The sequence below is a fragment of the Streptomyces sp. NPDC043870 genome (assembly GCF_056435785.1).
This window is the reverse complement of record NZ_JBWKDT010000001.1, coordinates 143,320-162,149: the sequence shown is the minus strand read 5'-3', so window position 1 is coordinate 162,149 and position 18,830 is coordinate 143,320. Positions and strand designations below refer to the sequence as shown.

18 protein-coding genes are annotated in these 18,830 nt (G+C 70.5%); 16 read left to right on the top strand and 2 right to left on the bottom strand.

Going from position 1 to position 18,830, the window contains the following annotated elements:
- Positions 1-224 precede the first annotated feature (224 nt).
- The 15 genes from pgsA (at position 225) to AC0699_RS00640 (ending at position 15,591) form a co-directional block, all read left to right on the top strand.
- Positions 225-896, top strand: a complete 672-nt coding sequence (gene pgsA, locus AC0699_RS00710; protein WP_478653968.1) for a phosphatidylinositol phosphate synthase — start codon at positions 225-227, stop codon at positions 894-896.
- Positions 893-1,807 carry a phosphatidylinositol mannoside acyltransferase gene (locus tag AC0699_RS00705; protein WP_478653966.1) on the top strand — a complete coding sequence of 305 codons (915 nt, stop codon included), beginning with the start codon at positions 893-895 and terminating at the stop codon, positions 1,805-1,807. The genes pgsA and AC0699_RS00705 overlap by 4 nt, the downstream gene beginning before the upstream one ends.
- Positions 1,804-2,964: a glycosyltransferase family 4 protein gene (locus AC0699_RS00700; RefSeq protein ID WP_478653964.1), complete on the top strand. Its 1,161-nt coding sequence runs from the start codon at positions 1,804-1,806 to the stop codon at positions 2,962-2,964. The genes AC0699_RS00705 and AC0699_RS00700 overlap by 4 nt, the downstream gene beginning before the upstream one ends.
- A gap of 291 nt (positions 2,965-3,255) precedes the next feature.
- Positions 3,256-3,801, top strand: coding sequence for a LemA family protein (locus AC0699_RS00695; RefSeq protein WP_478653962.1), 546 nt, complete (start codon positions 3,256-3,258; stop codon positions 3,799-3,801).
- Positions 3,802-3,899: 98 nt separating this feature from the next.
- The gene (pdxS, locus tag AC0699_RS00690) at positions 3,900-4,811 is read left to right on the top strand and encodes a pyridoxal 5'-phosphate synthase lyase subunit PdxS (protein ID WP_453668760.1); all 912 of its coding nucleotides are present in this window, start codon (positions 3,900-3,902) and stop codon (positions 4,809-4,811) included.
- Positions 4,812-4,817: 6 nt separating this feature from the next.
- Positions 4,818-5,408, top strand: a complete 591-nt coding sequence (gene pdxT, locus AC0699_RS00685) for a pyridoxal 5'-phosphate synthase glutaminase subunit PdxT (RefSeq protein WP_478653959.1) — start codon at positions 4,818-4,820, stop codon at positions 5,406-5,408.
- Between the two features lie 63 nt (positions 5,409-5,471).
- Positions 5,472-6,224: a YebC/PmpR family DNA-binding transcriptional regulator gene (locus tag AC0699_RS00680; protein ID WP_469767907.1), complete on the top strand. Its 753-nt coding sequence runs from the start codon at positions 5,472-5,474 to the stop codon at positions 6,222-6,224.
- A 193-nt stretch (positions 6,225-6,417) separates the two neighbouring features.
- A complete protein-coding gene (ruvC, locus tag AC0699_RS00675; protein WP_478653956.1) occupies positions 6,418-6,948 on the top strand; it encodes a crossover junction endodeoxyribonuclease RuvC in 531 nt (176 codons plus the stop codon).
- Positions 6,945-7,553: a Holliday junction branch migration protein RuvA gene (gene ruvA, locus AC0699_RS00670; RefSeq protein ID WP_478653953.1), complete on the top strand. Its 609-nt coding sequence runs from the start codon at positions 6,945-6,947 to the stop codon at positions 7,551-7,553. Before ruvC ends, ruvA begins: the two co-directional genes overlap by 4 nt.
- A gap of 67 nt (positions 7,554-7,620) precedes the next feature.
- Positions 7,621-8,703: a Holliday junction branch migration DNA helicase RuvB gene (gene ruvB, locus AC0699_RS00665; RefSeq protein ID WP_478653950.1), complete on the top strand. Its 1,083-nt coding sequence runs from the start codon at positions 7,621-7,623 to the stop codon at positions 8,701-8,703.
- 164 nt (positions 8,704-8,867) lie between these two features.
- Positions 8,868-9,347, top strand: a complete 480-nt coding sequence (gene yajC, locus AC0699_RS00660) for a preprotein translocase subunit YajC (protein ID WP_478653947.1) — start codon at positions 8,868-8,870, stop codon at positions 9,345-9,347.
- A 147-nt stretch (positions 9,348-9,494) separates the two neighbouring features.
- A complete protein-coding gene (secD, locus tag AC0699_RS00655; RefSeq protein WP_478653945.1) occupies positions 9,495-11,243 on the top strand; it encodes a protein translocase subunit SecD in 1,749 nt (582 codons plus the stop codon).
- Between the two features lies 1 nt (position 11,244).
- A complete protein-coding gene (secF, locus tag AC0699_RS00650) occupies positions 11,245-12,357 on the top strand; it encodes a protein translocase subunit SecF (protein WP_478653942.1) in 1,113 nt (370 codons plus the stop codon).
- A complete protein-coding gene (locus AC0699_RS00645) occupies positions 12,354-12,896 on the top strand; it encodes an adenine phosphoribosyltransferase (RefSeq protein WP_478653940.1) in 543 nt (180 codons plus the stop codon). Before secF ends, AC0699_RS00645 begins: the two co-directional genes overlap by 4 nt.
- Positions 12,897-13,053: 157 nt before the next feature.
- Positions 13,054-15,591, top strand: coding sequence for a RelA/SpoT family protein (locus tag AC0699_RS00640; protein WP_478653937.1), 2,538 nt, complete (start codon positions 13,054-13,056; stop codon positions 15,589-15,591).
- A 92-nt stretch (positions 15,592-15,683) separates the two neighbouring features.
- Here AC0699_RS00640 and AC0699_RS00635 read toward each other — a convergent pair whose 3' ends face one another.
- Positions 15,684-16,913, bottom strand: a complete 1,230-nt coding sequence (locus AC0699_RS00635) for a DUF349 domain-containing protein (protein ID WP_478653934.1) — start codon at positions 16,911-16,913, stop codon at positions 15,684-15,686.
- A gap of 173 nt (positions 16,914-17,086) precedes the next feature.
- Positions 17,087-17,878: a peptidylprolyl isomerase gene (locus AC0699_RS00630; protein ID WP_478653932.1), complete on the bottom strand. Its 792-nt coding sequence runs from the start codon at positions 17,876-17,878 to the stop codon at positions 17,087-17,089.
- A 231-nt stretch (positions 17,879-18,109) separates the two neighbouring features.
- Here AC0699_RS00630 and AC0699_RS00625 point away from each other — a divergent pair, with 231 nt between their 5' ends.
- A complete protein-coding gene (locus AC0699_RS00625; RefSeq protein WP_478653930.1) occupies positions 18,110-18,820 on the top strand; it encodes an MBL fold metallo-hydrolase in 711 nt (236 codons plus the stop codon).
- Positions 18,821-18,830 lie beyond the last annotated feature (10 nt).

Sequence of the window (18,830 nt, the reverse complement as noted above, 5' to 3'; positions counted from 1 at the left end):
GTGAGGGCGCGGACCGGGGGAGCCGCGATGGGGGGTACCCCCGGCCGGAGTCCGGGGGGCTCCGGCGATGCCCGCGGTTGTCTTTCGAGCTTTCCACTCCCGTCACGGTGCGTCCATACGTCGTACGCGACCGGGCCAGGCCGCTGGCGTGGAACGTGCCTGGCTACGATGGGCCAGCCGGTGGCCGTTGGGGCCGCGCGGCCCACCGACCCCTCGGGAAGGCCATGCTGAACAAGTACGCGCGTGCGTTTTTCACGCGTGTCCTCACACCGTTCGCCGCGTTTCTGCTCCGCCGCGGAGTGACTCCCGACGCCGTCACGCTCGTCGGCACGGCCGGAGTCGTGGCGGGCGCACTGGTCTTCTTCCCGCGCGGAGAGTTCTTCTGGGGGACCATCGTCATTACCCTGTTCGTCTTCTCTGACCTCGTCGACGGGAACATGGCGCGCCAGGCCGGGACCTCCAGCCGCTGGGGCGCCTTCCTCGACTCGACCCTGGACCGGGTCGCCGACAGTGCCATCTTCGGCGGATTCGCGCTGTGGTACGCGGGCAAGGGCGACGACAATGTGCTGTGTGCGGTCGCCATCTTCTGTCTGGCGAGCGGTCAGGTCGTCTCGTACACGAAGGCGCGCGGCGAGTCGATCGGACTGCCGGTCGCGGTGAACGGGCTGGTGGAGCGGGCGGAACGGCTGGTGATCTCGCTGGTCGCGGCGGGGCTCGCCGGGCTGCACGGATTCGGCGTACCCGGCATCGAGATCCTGCTGCCGATCGCGCTGTGGATCGTGGCGGTGGGCTCGCTGGTGACGCTGGGGCAGCGGGTGGTGACGGTACGCCGGGAGGCGGCGGAAGCGGACGCCGGGACCTCTCCGCACGGGACCTCGCAGGGGAGTGGGGCATGAGCGCTGCCAAGGAGCGGCTGACCGACGCGCTGTACGGACTGGGCTGGGGGACGGTCAAAAAGCTCCCGGAGCCGGTGGCCGCCGCGCTGGGCCGCAAGATCGCCGACACCGCGTGGAAGCGGCGCGGCAAGGGCGTGCTGCGTCTCGAGGCCAATCTGGCCCGGGTGGTCCCCGACGCGGGACCGGAGCGGCTCGCCGAGCTGTCGAAGGCCGGTATGCGCTCCTACATGCGGTACTGGATGGAGTCCTTCCGCCTGCCGGCCTGGAGCCAGGAGCGGGCCAAGACCAGCTTCGACCCCACCGGCGTCCACCATCTGACCGACGCGATGGCCGCCGGCAAGGGCGTCGTCCTCGCCCTTCCGCACCTCGCCAACTGGGACGTCGCGGGGATCTGGGTCACCCGTGCCCTGGGCTTCCCGTTCACCACGGTCGCCGAGCGGCTCAAGCCGGAGACCCTCTACGACCGGTTCGTCGCCTACCGCGAGTCGCTGGGCATGGAGGTCCTGCCGCACACCGGCGGCTCCGCCTTCGGCACGCTCGCCCGGCGGCTGCGTGACGGGGGCATGGTCTGCCTGGTCGCCGACCGCGACCTGTCCGCCTCGGGCGTCGAGGTGAAGTTCTTCGGCGAGACGGCCCGGATGCCCGCGGGGCCCGCGCTGCTCGCCCTGCAGACCGGCGCCCCGCTGCTCCCCGTGACCCTCTGGTACGACGAGACCTCGGTCATGAAGGGCCGCATCCACGCGCCCCTCGACGTACCCGAGACAGGTACGCGGGCCGAAAAGACGTCTGTGATGACACAGGCGCTGGCAGATGCCTTCGCCACGGGAATCGCCGACCACCCGGAGGACTGGCACATGCTGCAGCGGCTGTGGCTCGCCGACCTGGAACACCCGGGGGAGCGGCAGACGTGAGGATCGGCATCGTCTGCCCCTACTCGTGGGATGTGCCCGGTGGTGTCCAGTTCCACATCAGGGACCTCGCGGACCATCTGATCCGGCTCGGGCACGAGGTGTCCGTCCTCGCCCCTGCGGACGACGACACGCCGCTGCCGCCGTACGTCGTCTCGGCGGGACGGGCCGTGCCCGTGCCGTACAACGGCTCGGTCGCCCGGCTCAACTTCGGCTTCCTGTCCGCGGCGCGGGTGCGGCGCTGGCTGCACGACGGCACGTTCGACGTGATCCACATCCATGAGCCGGCCTCGCCGTCGCTGGGGCTGCTGTCCTGCTGGGCGGCGCAGGGGCCGATCGTTGCCACGTTCCACACGTCGAATCCGCGCTCGCGGGCGATGATCGCGGCGTACCCGATCCTGCAGCCTGCGCTGGAGAAGATCAGCGCGCGGATCGCGGTGAGCGAGTACGCGCGCCGGACGCTCGTGGAGCACCTGGGCGGTGACGCGGTCGTGATCCCGAACGGGGTGGACGTCGACTTCTTCGCCAGGGCCGAGCCGAAGGCGGAGTGGCAGGGAGACACGCTCGGGTTCATCGGCCGGATCGACGAGCCGCGCAAGGGTCTGCCGGTGCTGATGAAGGCCCTTCCGAAGATCTTCGCCGAGCGGCCGGCGACGCGGCTGCTGGTGGCGGGCCGTGGCGACGAGGAGGAGGCGGTCGCCTCCCTCCCCGAGGAGATGCGCTCGCGGGTGGAGTTCCTCGGGATGGTCAGCGACGAGGACAAGGCGCGGCTGCTGCGCAGCGTCGATGTGTACGTCGCGCCCAACACGGGCGGCGAGAGCTTCGGGATCATCCTCGTCGAGGCGCTGTCGGCGGGCGCGCCGGTCCTCGCGTCCGACCTCGACGCGTTCGCCCAGGTCCTGGACCAGGGCGCGGCGGGCGAACTCTTCGCCAACGAGGACGCGGACGCGCTGGCCGAGGCGGCGCTCCGGCTGCTGGGCTCCCCGGAGCGCCGCGCGGAACTCCGTGACCGGGGCAGCGCGCACGTCCGGCGCTTCGACTGGTCGACGGTGGGCGCGGACATTCTCGCGGTCTACGAGACGGTGACGGACGGCGCGGCGTCGGTCGCGGCGGACGAACGTCCGGGGTTGCGCGCGCGCTTCGGACTCGCGCGGGACTGAGGCTCCCCGGAGGGGGCTGGGCGGTCCCGTCGCGTGTGCCAGCCGTGGCCTGGGCCGGGTGTTCGTGCGGCGCGGAGCTGCCGCGGGGGGGTCGGGGGCGTCAGCCCCCGTGAACCCTTCCCCCGGAGGGGGCTGGGGGCGAAGCCCCCAGTTCCGGGAAGGGGCGGGGTGGGGGAAACGCACCTGCCGGCGCGGCCAGCCGGGCGCGGGCCCCCGGCCCGCAGAGCCTCCCCCGCACGGGGCCGGGGGGCACAGACCCCGGAGGTCAAGGCACCGGTAGCCTTGCCGCCCGTGACCGCAACCTTGATCTGGACACTCGTCGGGCTCATCGCCATCGGGCTGTACCTCAGCTGGACCGCCGGACGGCTCGACCGGCTGCACGCGCGGATCGACGCCGCCCGCGCCGCGCTGGACGCCCAGCTGGTGCGGAGGGCATCGGTCACGCAGGAGCTCGCGACGTCCGGCGTGCTGGATCCGGCCGCGTCGATCGTCCTGTACGAGGCCGCGCACGCGGCGCGCCAGGCCGAGGAGGAGCAGCGCGAAGTCGCCGAGAGCGAGCTGAGCCAGGCACTGAGGGCGGTCTTCGCGGAGCAGGCACAGGTGGACGCGGTCCGGGAGGCCCCGGGCGGCGAGGACGCCGCCGGGGAGCTGGCGGCGGCGGTGCGGCGCGTACCCATGGCGCGGCGGTTCCACAACGACGCCGTACGCGCCGCGAGGGCGCTGCGGCGGCACCGTAAGGTGCGGTGGTTCCGGCTCGCCGGACACGCCCCGTTCCCCCTCGCGTTCGAGATGGACGACGAGCCTCCCGCGGCGCTCGCGGACCGCCCGGGATCCTGAAAACGAGCCACGGGCTCCCCATTGGCCCTTGCTGTGGACTGGTCGCGGAGGGTTTGCTCTCGGTGCACCAACCCGTCACATCCGAGTGAGGTCGATCCGTGAGCACGCTTCCCACCCCCCCGCAGGCCCCCGAGACCGGCACCGCGCGCGTCAAGCGCGGCATGGCCGAGCAGCTCAAGGGCGGCGTGATCATGGACGTGGTCAACGCCGAGCAGGCGAAGATCGCCGAGGACGCGGGCGCCGTCGCCGTCATGGCCCTGGAGCGGGTCCCGGCCGACATCCGCAAGGACGGCGGCGTGGCCCGGATGTCCGACCCGAACATGATCGAGGAGATCATCGAGGCGGTCTCCATCCCGGTCATGGCCAAGTCCCGGATCGGCCACTTCGTCGAGGCCCAGGTCCTGCAGTCCCTCGGTGTCGACTACATCGACGAGTCCGAGGTGCTGACCCCGGCCGACGAGGTCAACCACTCCGACAAGTGGGCGTTCACGACCCCGTTCGTGTGCGGCGCCACCAACCTGGGCGAGGCCCTGCGCCGGATCGCCGAGGGCGCGGCCATGATCCGCTCGAAGGGCGAGGCCGGCACCGGCAACGTCGTCGAGGCCGTCCGCCACCTGCGCCAGATCAAGAACGAGATCGCCAAGCTGCGCGGCTTCGACAACAACGAGCTGTACGCCGCCGCCAAGGAGCTGCGCGCCCCGTACGAGCTCGTCGCCGAGGTGGCCCAGCTCGGCAAGCTGCCGGTCGTGCTGTTCTCCGCCGGTGGTGTCGCCACGCCGGCCGACGCCGCGCTGATGCGCCAGCTCGGCGCCGAGGGCGTCTTCGTCGGCTCCGGCATCTTCAAGTCCGGCGACCCGGCCAAGCGCGCCGCCGCCATCGTGAAGGCCACCACCTTCTACGACGACCCGAAGATCATCGCGGACGCCTCCCGCAACCTGGGCGAGGCCATGGTCGGCATCAACTGCGACACCCTGCCCGAGGCCGAGCGCTACGCGAACCGCGGCTGGTAAGCACCCATGAGCACCCCCCTGATCGGAGTCCTGGCTCTCCAGGGCGACGTACGGGAGCACCTGATCGCCCTGGCCGCGGCTGATGCCGTGGCCAGGCCGGTCCGGCGCCCCGACGAGCTCGCCGAGGTCGACGGCCTCGTCATACCGGGCGGCGAGTCCACCACCATCTCCAAGCTGGCCCATCTCTTCGGCATGATGGAGCCGCTGCGTGAGCGGGTGCGCGCCGGGATGCCGGTGTACGGTACCTGCGCCGGCCTGATCATGCTCGCCGAGAAGATCCTCGACCCGCGCTCGGGCCAGGAGACGATCGGCGGCATCGACATGATCGTGCGCCGCAACGCCTTCGGCCGGCAGAACGAGTCGTTCGAGGCCGCTGTCGCGGTCAAGGGCATCGACGGCGACCCCGTCGAGGGCGTCTTCATCCGGGCCCCGTGGGTCGAGTCCGTGGGCGCCACGGCCGAGGTGCTCGCCGAGCACGGCGGTCACATCGTCGCCGTACGGCAGGGCAACGCGCTGGCCACCTCGTTCCACCCGGAACTGACGGGGGACCACCGCGTGCACGCCCTGTTCGTGGACATGGTGCGCGCCGCGCACTGACCAGGTCCCGGTAGGATCACAGGCGAACGCAGCAGAGATTGGTTACGCGAAGGAGACAGGCAGATGTCCGGCCACTCTAAATGGGCCACGACGAAGCACAAGAAGGCCGTGATCGACGCCAAGCGCGGCAAGCTCTTCGCGAAGCTGATCAAGAACATCGAGGTTGCGGCCCGTACGGGCGGCGCCGACGTCGACGGCAACCCGACCCTCTTCGACGCCATCCAGAAGGCGAAGAAGAGCTCGGTTCCGAACAAGAACATCGACTCCGCGGTCAAGCGTGGCGCCGGCCTCGAGGCCGGTGGCGCCGACTACGAGACGATCATGTACGAGGGTTACGGCCCGAACGGTGTCGCGGTGCTCATCGAGTGCCTCACCGACAACCGCAACCGCGCCGCCTCCGACGTCCGTGTCGCCATGACCCGCAACGGCGGCTCCATGGCCGACCCCGGCTCGGTGTCGTATCTCTTCAATCGCAAGGGCGTTGTCGTTCTGCCCAAGGCAGAACTGTCCGAGGACGACGTGCTCGGCGCGGTCCTGGACGCGGGCGCCGAGGAGGTCAACGACCTCGGCGAGAACTTCGAGGTCATCAGCGAGGCCACCGACCTCGTCGCGGTCCGCACCGCGCTGCAGGAGGCCGGCATCGACTACGACTCGGCCGAGGCCAACTTCGTCCCGACCATGCAGGTCGAGCTGGACGAGGAGGGTGCGCGCAAGATCTTCAAGCTGATCGACGCGCTGGAGGACAGCGACGACGTGCAGAACGTCTTCGCCAACTTCGATGTCTCGGACGACGTCATGGAGAAGGTCGACGCCTGATCCGGCCGCCGGACCGGCTGCTCAACGGGCTTCGTACGACGGGCCGACGGGGACACACCCCGTCGGCCCGTCGCGTTGTCAGAGGCAGCGGTTAGTCTGACGACCGCAACCATGGATTGCGCAGCCAGGACGGCGAGTGGCCGGCTCCGCGAGAGCGGCGGGGGTTCAGCCGCAAAGAGGGGAGGGGTGGCGCGTGCGCGTGCTGGGGGTGGATCCGGGGCTGACCCGGTGCGGAATCGGCGTGGTCGAAGGCGTCGCGGGCCGCCCGCTGACGATGCTCGGCGTCGGTGTCGTGCGCACCCCCGCCGATGCGGACATCGGCCACCGGCTGCTCGCCATCGAGCGCGGCATAGAGGAATGGCTGGATGCTCACCGGCCCGAACTGGTCGCGGTGGAGCGGGTGTTCAGCCAGCACAATGTGCGTACGGTCATGGGTACGGCCCAGGCCAGCGCAGTCGCCATGCTCTGCGCCGCCCGCCGCGGCCTGCCCGTCGCCCTGCACACCCCGAGCGAGGTCAAGGCCGCCGTCACCGGCAGTGGCCGCGCCGACAAGGCGCAGGTCGGCGCGATGGTGACGCGGCTGCTGCGGCTCGCCGCCCCGCCGAAACCCGCCGACGCGGCCGATGCCCTCGCCCTCGCCATCTGTCACATCTGGCGGGCCCCTGCCCAGAACCGGCTCCAGCAGGCCGTCGCCCTGCACGCAGCGAAAGGCCGCACTTCATGATCGCCTTTGTGAGCGGCCCGGTGGCCGCCCTCGCCCCCACCACCGCCGTGATCGAGGTCGGCGGCGTCGGCATGGCCGTCCAGTGCACGCCGAACACCCTGTCGGAGCTGAGGATCGGTCAGGAGGCCAGGCTCGCCACGTCGTTGGTCGTGAGAGAGGACTCCCTCACGCTCTACGGATTCGCGGACGACGACGAGCGGCAGGTCTTCGAGCTGCTCCAGACCGCGAGCGGTGTCGGCCCGCGCCTCGCCCAGGCGATGCTCGCCGTGCACAGCCCGGACGCGCTGCGGCGCGCGGTCGCGACCGACGACGAGAAGGCGCTGACCGCCGTCCCCGGTATCGGCAAGAAGGGCGCCCAGAAGCTGCTGCTCGAGCTGAAGGACCGGCTCGGTGAACCGCTCGGCTCCGCGCCGGCCGTCGGCGCCCCGGTCAGCCAGTCCTGGCGCGACCAGCTGCACGCCGCGCTGATCGGCCTCGGCTACGCGACGCGCGAGGCCGACGAGGCGGTCACCGCGGTCGCGCCGCAGGCGGAGGCGGCGGGCGGCGCGCCGCACGTGGGCGCGCTTCTGAAGGCCGCTCTCCAGACCCTCAACCGCACCCGCTGACCCCGCAGCCCCGATCCGCGATCCGCTGAAACCCGCCGAACCCGCCGAACCCGCGAGGCAATCCACTGTGAACTGGGACGACACCGCACCGCCGACCGACGACTCCGCCGACGGACGGCTTGTCGGCGCGGCCGCCGATGGGGAGGACCAGGCCGTCGAGGCGGCGCTGCGCCCCAAGTCGCTCGACGAGTTCGTCGGCCAGGAGCGGGTACGGGAGCAGCTGGACCTCGTCCTGAAGGCGGCCCTCGCGCGCGGCGCCACCGCCGACCACGTCCTGCTCTCCGGCGCGCCCGGACTCGGCAAGACCACCCTCTCCATGATCATCGCGGCGGAGATGGGCGCCCCGATCCGTATCACCTCCGGCCCCGCCATCCAGCACGCCGGTGATCTCGCGGCGATCCTGTCCTCCCTCCAGGAGGGCGAGGTCCTCTTCCTCGACGAGATCCACCGCATGTCGCGGCCCGCCGAGGAGATGCTCTACATGGCGATGGAGGACTTCCGGGTCGACGTCATCGTCGGCAAGGGCCCCGGCGCCACCGCCATCCCGCTGGAGCTCCCTCCGTTCACCCTGGTCGGCGCCACCACCCGGGCCGGACTCCTGCCGCCGCCGCTGCGCGACCGCTTCGGCTTCACCGCGCACATGGAGTTCTACGAGCCCGCCGAGCTGGAGCGGGTCATCCACCGCTCCGCCAGGCTCCTCGACGTCGAGACGGACGCCGAAGGCGCCGCCGAGATCGCCGGCCGCTCCCGCGGCACACCCCGTATCGCCAACCGGCTGCTGCGCCGCGTCCGGGACTACGCCCAGGTCAAGGCGGACGGCCGGATCACCCGCGACATCGCAGCCGCGGCCCTCGGGGTGTACGAGGTGGACGGGCGCGGCCTCGACCGGCTCGACCGGGCGGTGCTGCAGGCCCTGCTCAAGCTGTTCGGCGGCGGGCCGGTCGGCCTGTCGACCCTCGCCGTGGCCGTGGGGGAGGAGCGCGAGACCGTCGAGGAGGTCGCCGAGCCGTTCCTGGTACGGGAGGGGCTGCTGGCCCGCACCCCGCGAGGCCGGGTGGCGACGCCCGCGGCATGGGCGCATCTCGGCCTCGTACCGCCGCAGCAGCAGGGCGCAGGCGCGAGCGGACAACAGGGCCTGTTCGGGACGTGACGGCGCGGAGGGTCGCCGGGCCGGGAACCGGGGTGCCATGCTGGGCGTTGTTCCATCGATGCGGACTCGCTTAGACTCCGCCGATGCCGCCCGTCCAGGACGGCGTACCCACCCCCGTAGATCAGGCCGCTCCCCATCGCGGTCGTGCGAAGGAATTCCGTCCCGTGGATATCGTGACCCTCCTCCCCTTCATCGTGCTCATCGGGGCCATGTTCCTGATGACCCGCTCTGCCAAGAAGAAGCAGCAGGCGGCGGTGAACATGCGGAACCAGATGCAGCCCGGCGCCGGCGTGCGGACCATCGGCGGCCTCTATGCCACCGTCAAGGAGGTCAACGACGACACGGTCCTCCTCGAGGCCGCGCCCGGCGTCCACCTCGTGTTCGCGAAGAACGCCATCGGGGCCGTCCTCGACGACGAGGAGTACAACCGCATCGTGCACGGCGACGGTGACAGCGACCTCAAGAGCGACACCCCGGCCGTCCCGGACGACGCCTCCTCGCTGACCGACGCCGCCCCCGACGACGCCGCGGATGCCAAGATCGACCTGGGCAAGAAGGACGAGGCGGACGACGCCGAGGCCGCGCCCGAGGCCAAGGACGCCAAGGGCGACGACAAGAGCGACGGCGACACCGACGCGAAGTAGCCGCGACCGGGGACCGCGGCGCGCCCATCGGCGCCCGCGGTCCCCGGTGCGTGCCGACTTCTTCCGCGGGGGCAGGTCCCCACAACACTTCGTGGCCGTCACGTCGCACACCCGGCGCGGGACGGTAGGACAGGGAGAAACGAGAAGGTGGCAGCACCGAAGAAGGGCCGAAGGGCGCCGGGAGGTCAGGGCAAGCCGGGGCGTGCCCTGGTTCTGATCCTGGTCGTCATGGCCGCGCTGACCGGCGGGATGTTCTGGTCGGGGCACACCACCCCGCGGCTGGGCATCGACCTCGCGGGCGGTACGACGATCACGCTCAAGGCCGTGCCGGAGCCCGGCAAGGAGAGCTCGGTCAACGAGACCAACATGAACACCGCGGTCGGCATCATCGAGCGCCGTGTGAACGGTCTGGGCGTCTCCGAGTCCGAGGTCCAGACCCAGGGCCGCGAGAACATCATCGTCAACATCCCCAAGGGGACGAACTCGGAGCAGGCCCAGAAGCAGGTGGGCACCACCGCCCAGCTGTACTTCCGCCCGGTGCTCAATGTGGCGGCCGGTGGCCCGGCGACGCCGCAGCCCTCCGCCAGCCCGAGCGCCTCGCCGTCCGGTAAGCCGGGGGACAAGGCCACGGACGGCAAGGACAAGGCGACCGCACCCAGCACCAGCCCCACCACCCAGGGCCGTGCCGTCACCGACGCGCTGAAGGCCCCCACCCCCACCCCGACCGGCCCCGCCACGGACAAGCCGAAGGCCCCCGAGCCGCCGGCGCCAACGCCCACCGGCAACGCCGCCACGGCCGCGGCGGAGAAGAAGTTCACCGAGCTGAACTGCCTGGACAAGACGGCCCGTGCCAACGCCGGCAAGGGCGTCAAGCCCGAGGACCCGACCGTGGCCTGCGGTAAGAACAGCGCGGGCATCTGGGAGAAGTACCTCCTGGGCCCGGCCGAGGTCAACGGCAAGGACGTCGACGACGCCAAGGGCGTCCTCGACCCGCAGCGCGGCATCTGGATCGTCCAGATGGACTTCACGAGCGCGGGCTCGAAGAAGTTCCAGGCGATCACCAGCAAGCTGTCGCAGCAGCCCTCGCCGATGAACCAGTTCGCGATCGTGCTCGACGGCGAGGTCGTCTCCGCCCCGCAGGTCAACCAGACGCTCAGCGCGAGCGCCGAGATCTCCGGCAGCTTCGACCAGCAGTCCGCCCAGGACCTGGGCAACATCCTGAGCTACGGCGCCCTCCCGCTGAGCTTCCAGGAGCAGAGCGTCACGACCGTCACCGCCGCGCTCGGCGGTGAGCAGCTCAAGGCGGGCCTCATCGCGGGCGCCATCGGCCTCGCGCTGGTCGTGATCTACCTGCTGGTGTACTACCGCGGCCTGTCCGTCGTCGCCCTGCTGAGCCTCCTGGTCTCGGCGATCCTCACGTACACCCTGATGTCCCTGCTCGGCCCGGCCATCGGCTTCGCGCTGAACCTGCCGGCGGTCTGCGGTGCGATCGTCGCGATCGGTATCACCGCCGACTCGTTCATCGTGTACTTCGAGCGCATCCGTGACGAGATCCGCGAGGGCCGTACGCTCCGCCCGGCCGTCGAGCGGGCCTGGCCGCGCGCCCGGCGCACCATCCTGGTCTCCGACTTCGTGTCGTTCCTCGCCGCGGCGGTGCTCTTCATCGTCACCGTCGGCAAGGTCCAGGGCTTCGCGTTCACACTCGGCCTGACCACCCTGCTCGACGTCGTCGTCGTGTTCTTCTTCACCAAGCCGATCATGACGATCCTCGCCCGGACGAAGTTCTTCTCGAGCGGCCACCCGTGGTCCGGACTGGACCCGAAGCGGCTCGGTGCGAAGCCCCCGCTGCGCCGCACGCGCCGTGTCTCCGCCCCCATCGACCCGAAGGAGGCGTGAGATGTCGCGTCTCGGCACCATCGGCGCCAGGCTCTACCGCGGTGAGGTCGGCTACGACTTCATCGGCAAGCGGAAGATCTGGTACGGCATCTCGATCCTGATCACCATCACGGCCATCGTCGGCCTGGCGGTGCGGGGTCTCAACATGGGCATCGAGTTCAAGGGCGGTGCCGTCTTCACCACCCCGAAGACGAGCGTGTCCGTCACCCAGGCCCAGGAGTACGCACAGGAGGCCTCCGGCCACCCGGCGATCGTCCAGAAGCTCGGCAACGACACGCTGCGTATCCAGGTCAGCGAGCTGGACACCCAGCAGTCCAACGAGGTGCGCAAGCAGCTCGCCGACGACATGAAGCTCCCCGCGGACGAGATCAACGCGGAGCTGGTCGGCCCCAGCTGGGGTGAGCAGATCGCCAACAAGGCCTGGACCGGCCTCGGCGTCTTCATGATCCTCGTGGTGATCTATCTGGCGATCGCCTTCGAATGGCGTATGGCGGTCGCGGCTCTCGTGGCCCTCATCCACGACATCACGATCACGGTGGGTATCTACGCCCTGGTCGGGTTCGAGGTCACGCCGGGTACGGTGATCGGTCTGCTCACGATCCTCGGTTATTCGCTGTACGACACGGTGGTCGTCTTCGACAGCCTCAAGGAAGGCACGAAGGACATCACCAAGCAGACCCGCTGGACGTACAGCGAGATCGCCAACCGTTCGATCAACGGCACGCTGGTGCGTTCCATCAACACCACGGTCGTGGCGCTGCTGCCGGTCGCCGGTCTGCTCTTCATCGGTGGCGGCTTCCTCGGCGCGGGCATGCTCAACGACATCTCGCTGTCGCTGTTCGTCGGTCTCGCCGCCGGTGCGTACTCGTCGATCTTCATCGCCACTCCGCTGGTCGCCGACCTGAAGGAACGCGAGCCGCAGATGAAGGCCCTGAAGAAGCGGGTCCTCGCCAAGCGGGCGGCCGCGGCCGCCAAGGGCGAGTCCGCGGAGGAGCCCGACGCTGCGGGCCCGGACGCGCCGCAGGACGCGCGGCCGGGTGCGGCCGCGGCGGCCGGTGCCGTCGTCGGCCAGCGCGGCCGCGGCCGGGGCCGCCCCTCGGGGAAGCGCCGATGACCGCCACCACGCAGGAGCTGCTGCTCAGCCGCATCCGCGATGTGCCGGACTACCCGAAGCCGGGCGTGATGTTCAAGGACATCACCCCCCTCCTCGCGGACCCGGCGGCCTTCACCGCGCTCACCGAGGCCCTCGCCGAGCTGTGCGTGACGCACCGCGCGACGAAGATCGTGGGCCTGGAGGCGCGCGGCTTCATCCTGGCCGCGCCGGTGGCGGTACGGGCGGGCCTCGGCTTCGTCCCCGTACGCAAGGCGGGCAAGCTCCCCGGAGCGACGCTGTCGCAGGCGTACGAGCTGGAGTACGGCAGCGCCGAGATCGAGGTGCACGCCGAGGACCTCGACGCGGACGACCGCGTCATGGTCATCGACGACGTCCTCGCCACCGGCGGCACGGCCGAGGCGTCGCTGGAGCTGATCCGGCGGGCAGGCGCCGAGGTCGCGGGCGTCGCGATCCTCATGGAGCTGGGTTTCCTCGGCGGTCGCGCCCGCCTGGAGCCGGCTCTGCGCGGAGCCCCGCTCAAGGCTCTGATCACCCTCTGACCGGCCTTCGAGGCGTACGGAACGGGCACCCGGGAACACCGGGTGCCCGTTCCGCGTTCTGGACAGTCCACCGTCCCGGGGCGAGCCCGGCGCCCGGGATCGATACCATGGGATTTCCGGGCCTGACCGGGGGACCCGGATCCCGTGAGGAGCGCTCTTGCCAGACGAGGCCCAGCCCGCGACCGCGCAGCCCGACCAGCAGGCCGACAAGGCTGTGGCGGCCCCTGTCACGCCCGAGAAGAAGTCCGCGGAGCCGACCGGGCCCGCGGCGCCCGAGCGCCGGATGGGGGTTTCCCCGGCCGAGGGCTGGGGGACTGCGAACGGCTCGACCGCTGCGTCTGTGTCGGCTCCGAAGCCCACCCCCGCGGCTGCCCCGGCTCCTTCGACACGCTCCGGCGGCTCCTCCAACCGGGTCCGCGCCCGCCTCGCCCGGCTCGGCGTGCAGCGCTCCAGCCCGTACAACCCGGTGCTGGAGCCCCTGCTGCGGATCGTCCGCAGCAACGACCCGAAGATCGAGACCTCGACACTCCGCCAGGTCGAGCGCGCCTACCAGGTCGCCGAGCGCTGGCACCGCGGCCAGAAGCGCAAGAGCGGCGACCCGTACATCACGCACCCCCTCGCCGTCACCACGATCCTCGCCGAGCTGGGCATGGACCCGGCCACCCTGATGGCCGGACTGCTGCACGACACCGTCGAGGACACCGAGTACGGCCTGGACACCCTGCGGCGTGACTTCGGCGACCAGGTCGCCCTCCTCGTCGACGGCGTCACCAAGCTCGACAAGGTCAAGTTCGGCGAGGCCGCGCAGGCCGAGACCGTACGCAAGATGGTCGTCGCCATGGCCAAGGACCCGCGCGTCCTGGTCATCAAGCTCGCCGACCGTCTGCACAACATGCGCACGATGCGCTACCTCAAGCGGGAGAAGCAGGAGAAGAAGGCCCGCGAGACGCTGGAGATCTACGCCCCGCTGGCGCACCGGCTGGGCATGAACACGATCAAATGGGAGCTGGAGGACCTCGCCTTCGCGATCCTCTACCCCAAGATGTACGACGAGATCGTGCGGCTCGTCGCCGAGCGGGCGCCCAAGCGCGACGAATACCTCGCCATAGTGACCGACGAGGTCCAGTCCGATCTGCGCGCCGCCCGCATCAAGGCGACGGTCACCGGCCGGCCGAAGCACTACTACAGCGTCTACCAGAAGATGATCGTCCGCGGCCGTGACTTCGCGGAGATCTACGACCTGGTCGGCATCCGCGTCCTCGTCGACACCGTCCGCGACTGCTACGCGGCGCTCGGCACCGTCCACGCCCGGTGGAACCCGGTCCCGGGGCGGTTCAAGGACTACATCGCGATGCCGAAGTTCAACATGTACCAGTCGCTGCACACGACGGTCATCGGACCCAACGGCAAGCCCGTCGAACTCCAGATCCGCACGTTCGACATGCACCGCCGGGCCGAGTACGGCATCGCCGCGCACTGGAAGTACAAGCAGGATCCCTCCGCCGGTGCCTCCAAGGTGCGTACGGACGTCCCCAAGGGCGCCGGCAAGGACAAGGACGCCATCAACGACATGGCGTGGCTGCGACAGCTCCTGGACTGGCAGAAGGAGACCGAGGACCCGGGCGAGTTCCTGGAGTCCCTCCGCTTCGACCTGTCCCGCAACGAAGTCTTCGTCTTCACGCCGAAGGGCGACGTCATCGCGCTTCCCGCGGGCGCCACCCCCGTCGACTTCGCGTACGCCGTGCACACCGAGGTCGGCCACCGCACGATAGGCGCCCGCGTCAACGGACGCCTCGTGCCGCTCGAATCCACCCTCGACAACGGCGATCTGGTCGAGGTCTTCACCTCCAAGGCCACCGGCGCGGGCCCCTCGCGCGACTGGCTCGGCTTCGTCAAGTCGCCGCGCGCCCGCAACAAGATCCGCGCCTGGTTCTCCAAGGAGCGCCGCGACGAGGCGATCGAGCAGGGCAAGGACGCCATCGCGCGCGCCATGCGCAAGCAGAACCTGCCGATCCAGCGCATCCTCACCGGCGACTCCCTGGTGACGCTGGCCCACGAGATGCGCTACAGCGACATCTCCTCGCTGTACGCGGCGATCGGCGAGGGCCATGTCACCGCCCAGAGCATCGTCCAGAAGCTCGTCCAGGCCCTCGGCGGTGAGGAGGCCGCCACCGAGGACATCGCCGAAACCGCTCCGCCGTCCCGGGTCCGCGGCCGCAAGCGCCGGGCCGCCGCCGACCCGGGTGTCGTCGTCAAGGGCGTCGAGGACGTCTGGGTGAAGCTGGCCCGCTGTTGTACGCCGGTCCCCGGCGACCCCATCATCGGCTTCGTCACCCGTGGCAGCGGAGTCTCCGTCCACCGCGCGGACTGCGTCAACGTGGACTCCCTGTCCCAGCAGCCCGAGCGGATCCTCGACGTCGAATGGGCCCCCACCCAGTCGTCGGTCTTCCTGGTCGCCATCCAGGTCGAGGCCCTGGACCGCTCCCGGCTGCTCTCGGACGTCACCCGCGTCCTGTCCGACCAGCACGTCAACATCCTTTCCGCGGCCGTCCAGACCTCCCGCGACCGCGTCGCCACCTCCCGCTTCACCTTCGAGATGGGCGACCCCAAACACCTGGGCCATGTCCTGAAGGCGGTCAGGGGCGTGGAGGGCGTGTACGACGTGTACCGGGTGACATCGGCGCGGCGTCCGTAGCGTCCGCAGCGCCGGGGCGAGCCCCGGACCCCCGCACGACATACGAAGGCCCCGGCACGGGAAACCCGTACCGGGGCCTTCGTGACGGCAGATCAGCCGCCGAACTCCTCCAGGCCCTTCAGCGCCTGGTCCAGCAGCGCCTGCCGGCCCTCGAGCTCCTTCGCGAGCTTGTCGGCCTTCGCGTTGTTGCCCGCCGCACGCGCCGTGTCGATCTGCTGACGCAGCTTGTCGACGGCGGCCTGCAGCTGACCGGTCAGACCCGCAGCGCGAGCCCGCGCCTCCGGGTTGGTGCGGCGCCACTCGGCCTCTTCGGCGTCCTGGATCGCCCGCTCGACCGTGTGCATCCGGCCCTCGACCTTCGGCCGGGCGTCGCGCGGGACATGACCGATGGCCTCCCAGCGCTCGTTGATGGAGCGGAAGGCGGCGCGCGCGGCCTTCAGATCCGTCACGGGCAGGAGCTTCTCGGCCTCGACCGCGAGCTCCTCCTTCAGCTTCAGGTTCTCGGCCTGCTCGGCGTCACGCTCGGCGAACACCCCGCTGCGCGCGGCGAAGAAGACGTCCTGGGCACCGCGGAAACGGTTCCACAGATCGTCCTCGTGCTCGCGCTGGGCACGGCCCGCGGCCTTCCACTCCGCCATCAGCTCGCGGTAGCGGGCGGCCGTGGGGCCCCAGTCCGTCGATCCGGACAGCGACTCGGCCTCGGCGACCAGCCGCTCCTTCGTCTGCCGGGCCACCTCGCGCTGGGCGTCCAGCGAGGCGAAGTGCGCCTTGCGTCGCTTGGAGAACGCCGAGCGCGCATGCGAGAAGCGGTGCCACAGCTCGTCGTCGGACTTCCGGTCGAGCCGGGGCAGGCCCTTCCAGGTGTCCACCAGCGCGCGCAGCCGCTCACCGGCCGCCCGCCACTGCTCGCTCTGCGCCAGCTCCTCGGCCTCGGTGACCAGCGCCTCCTTGGCGTGCCTGGCCTCGTCGGTCTGCTTCGCCTTCTGCGCCTTGCGCTCCTCACGGCGCGCGTCGACGGTCGCGACGAGCGCGTCGAGCCGCTTGCGCAGCGCGTCGAGGTCACCGACGGCGTGATGCTCGTCGACCTGCTGACGGATGTGATCGATCGCGGCCGTCGCGTCCTTCGCCGACAGATCGGTGGTCTTCACCCGCTTCTCGAGGAGGCCGATCTCGACAACCAAGCCCTCGTACTTGCGCTCGAAGTAGGCCAGTGCCTCCTCGGGAGTTCCGGCCTGCCACGATCCGACGACCTGCTCGCCCTCGGAAGTCCGCACGTACACGGTGCCCGTCTCGTCGACGCGGCCCCACGGGTCGCTGCTCACAGCGCCTCCTCCACATGATGCCTGCGAGGGGCTCCGCCCCCGGGCATCGTCCACAGTTTCCTGGACGGGCCTCGCCCGCCCTCCACAACGCGACATCAGCCCGCGCTGCACAACGCCAATCTAGGCGACCGGCCGCCCGGCTGTCCGCACTCGGCGCTGCCGAATTCGCCGGGTCACCCCTTGCTGACCGCTGCCTTCTTGATGGTGACGGCCTTCTTGGGGGCTCCGTCCTTGGCGCCGCCCTCGACTCCGGCCGCCGCCACTGTCGTGACCGCAGTCAGTCCTGCCGCGTCGATCGTGCCGAACGGCGTGTAGCCCGGCGGAAGCTTGCTGTCCTTGTAGACGAGGAAGAACTGGCTGCCGCCACTGTTCGGCTGCCCCGTGTTCGCCATCGCCACCGTGCCGGCCTTGTACGTCACCGTGCCGTCCGCGCCCGCCTTGCCCATCCCCGTCAGGTTCTCGTCCGGGATCGTGTAGCCCGGGCCGCCGGTGCCGTCGCCCTTCGGGTCACCGCACTGCAGCACGAAGATGCCCTGCGTGGTGAGCCGGTGGCACTTCGTGTTGTCGAAGAAGCCCTTGTCCGCGAGGTACTTGAACGAGTTCACCGTGCGCGGGGTCTTCGCCGCGTCCATGCTCAGCGTGATGTCGCCCTGGGTGGTCTTGAGCGACATCGTGTACGTGGCCTTCTGGTCGATGGCCATCTTGGGCTCGGGAACGCTGCTCTCGCTCTGCGTGGGCGTCGGGGTCGCGCCGGACTCCTGCGCCGACGCGTCATTGCCCGAGTCGTTGTCCGACAGACCCACCGAGGCGTACGCCGCGGCACCCGCCGCCAGGACCACGGCGAGTGCGGCCGCGATGATCGTGTTGCGGCGCTTGGCCTGCCTGCGGGCCTCCTCACGGCGCCGCTGCTGCCGCTCGAACTTCTCCCTGGCGAGCTGGCGCCGCCGCTGATCGCTGCTGACCACCGGGTCTTCTCCTTGTACGTCGTATGCGTCGTACGTCGTGTGCGTCGTCGCAAATCTGTCCGGCCGATTGTGCCCGTACCGTATACGGGTTGGCTGTGTAATGAGCAGCGCCGGTAGGCTCTGATCTGCTGCATTCCGAATCTGCTTCGAGGCAGCTTCGAATCTGCTTCGAGACAGCGTCGAGGCAGCTTCGGGACAGCATTCCCGTCGGACTACACACCGAGGACGATCGTGCTTATTGCCGGGTTCCCCGCCGGGGCCTGGGGGACCAATTGTTACCTGGTCGCCCCGGCCGCAGGCGAGGAGTGCGTGATCATCGACCCGGGCCACCAGGCGGCCCAGGGAGTCGAGGAGACGCTCAAGAAGCATCGGCTCAAGCCCGTCGCCGTCGTGCTCACCCATGGCCACATCGATCATGTCGCCTCGGTCGTCCCGGTGTGCGGAGCCCATGACGTACCGGCGTGGATCCACCCCGCCGACCGGTACATGATGAGCGACCCGGAGAAGGCCCTCGGCCGCTCCATCGGGATGCCGCTCATGGGCGAGCTGACCGTGGGGGAGCCGGACGACGTCCACGAACTGGCGGACGGCGCGAAGCTGGGTCTGGCCGGTCTGGAGTTCTCGGTCGCGCATGCGCCCGGCCATACCAAGGGGTCGGTGACCTTCCAGATGCCCGAGGCCGCGGACATCCCGTCCGTCTTCTTCTCGGGCGATCTGCTTTTCGCCGGCTCCATCGGACGCACCGACCTGCCCGGCGGTGACATGGCCGAGATGCTCGACTCGCTGGCCCGCGTGTGCCTGCCGCTCGACGACTCGACCGTGGTGCTGTCCGGCCACGGCCCCCAGACGACCATCGGCCGCGAGCGCGCCACCAACCCCTATCTGAGGGACGTGGCCGCCGGCCTCGGGAGCGCACAGGCCGCTCCCCGACGAGGAATGTGACGAGAGTTTC

Excerpts from the sequence above, each read along its gene's own strand:
- pdxT (WP_478653959.1), top strand. The coding sequence starts at position 4,818 with ATGAGCACCCCCCTGATCGGAGTCCTGGCTCTCCAGGGCGACGTACGG.
- secF (WP_478653942.1), top strand. The coding sequence starts at position 11,245 with ATGTCGCGTCTCGGCACCATCGGCGCCAGGCTCTACCGCGGTGAGGTC.
- AC0699_RS00645 (WP_478653940.1), top strand. The coding sequence starts at position 12,354 with ATGACCGCCACCACGCAGGAGCTGCTGCTCAGCCGCATCCGCGATGTG.
- AC0699_RS00705 (WP_478653966.1), top strand. The coding sequence starts at position 893 with ATGAGCGCTGCCAAGGAGCGGCTGACCGACGCGCTGTACGGACTGGGC.
- pgsA (WP_478653968.1), top strand. The coding sequence starts at position 225 with ATGCTGAACAAGTACGCGCGTGCGTTTTTCACGCGTGTCCTCACACCG.
- AC0699_RS00680 (WP_469767907.1), top strand. The coding sequence starts at position 5,472 with ATGTCCGGCCACTCTAAATGGGCCACGACGAAGCACAAGAAGGCCGTG.
- ruvA (WP_478653953.1), top strand. The coding sequence starts at position 6,945 with ATGATCGCCTTTGTGAGCGGCCCGGTGGCCGCCCTCGCCCCCACCACC.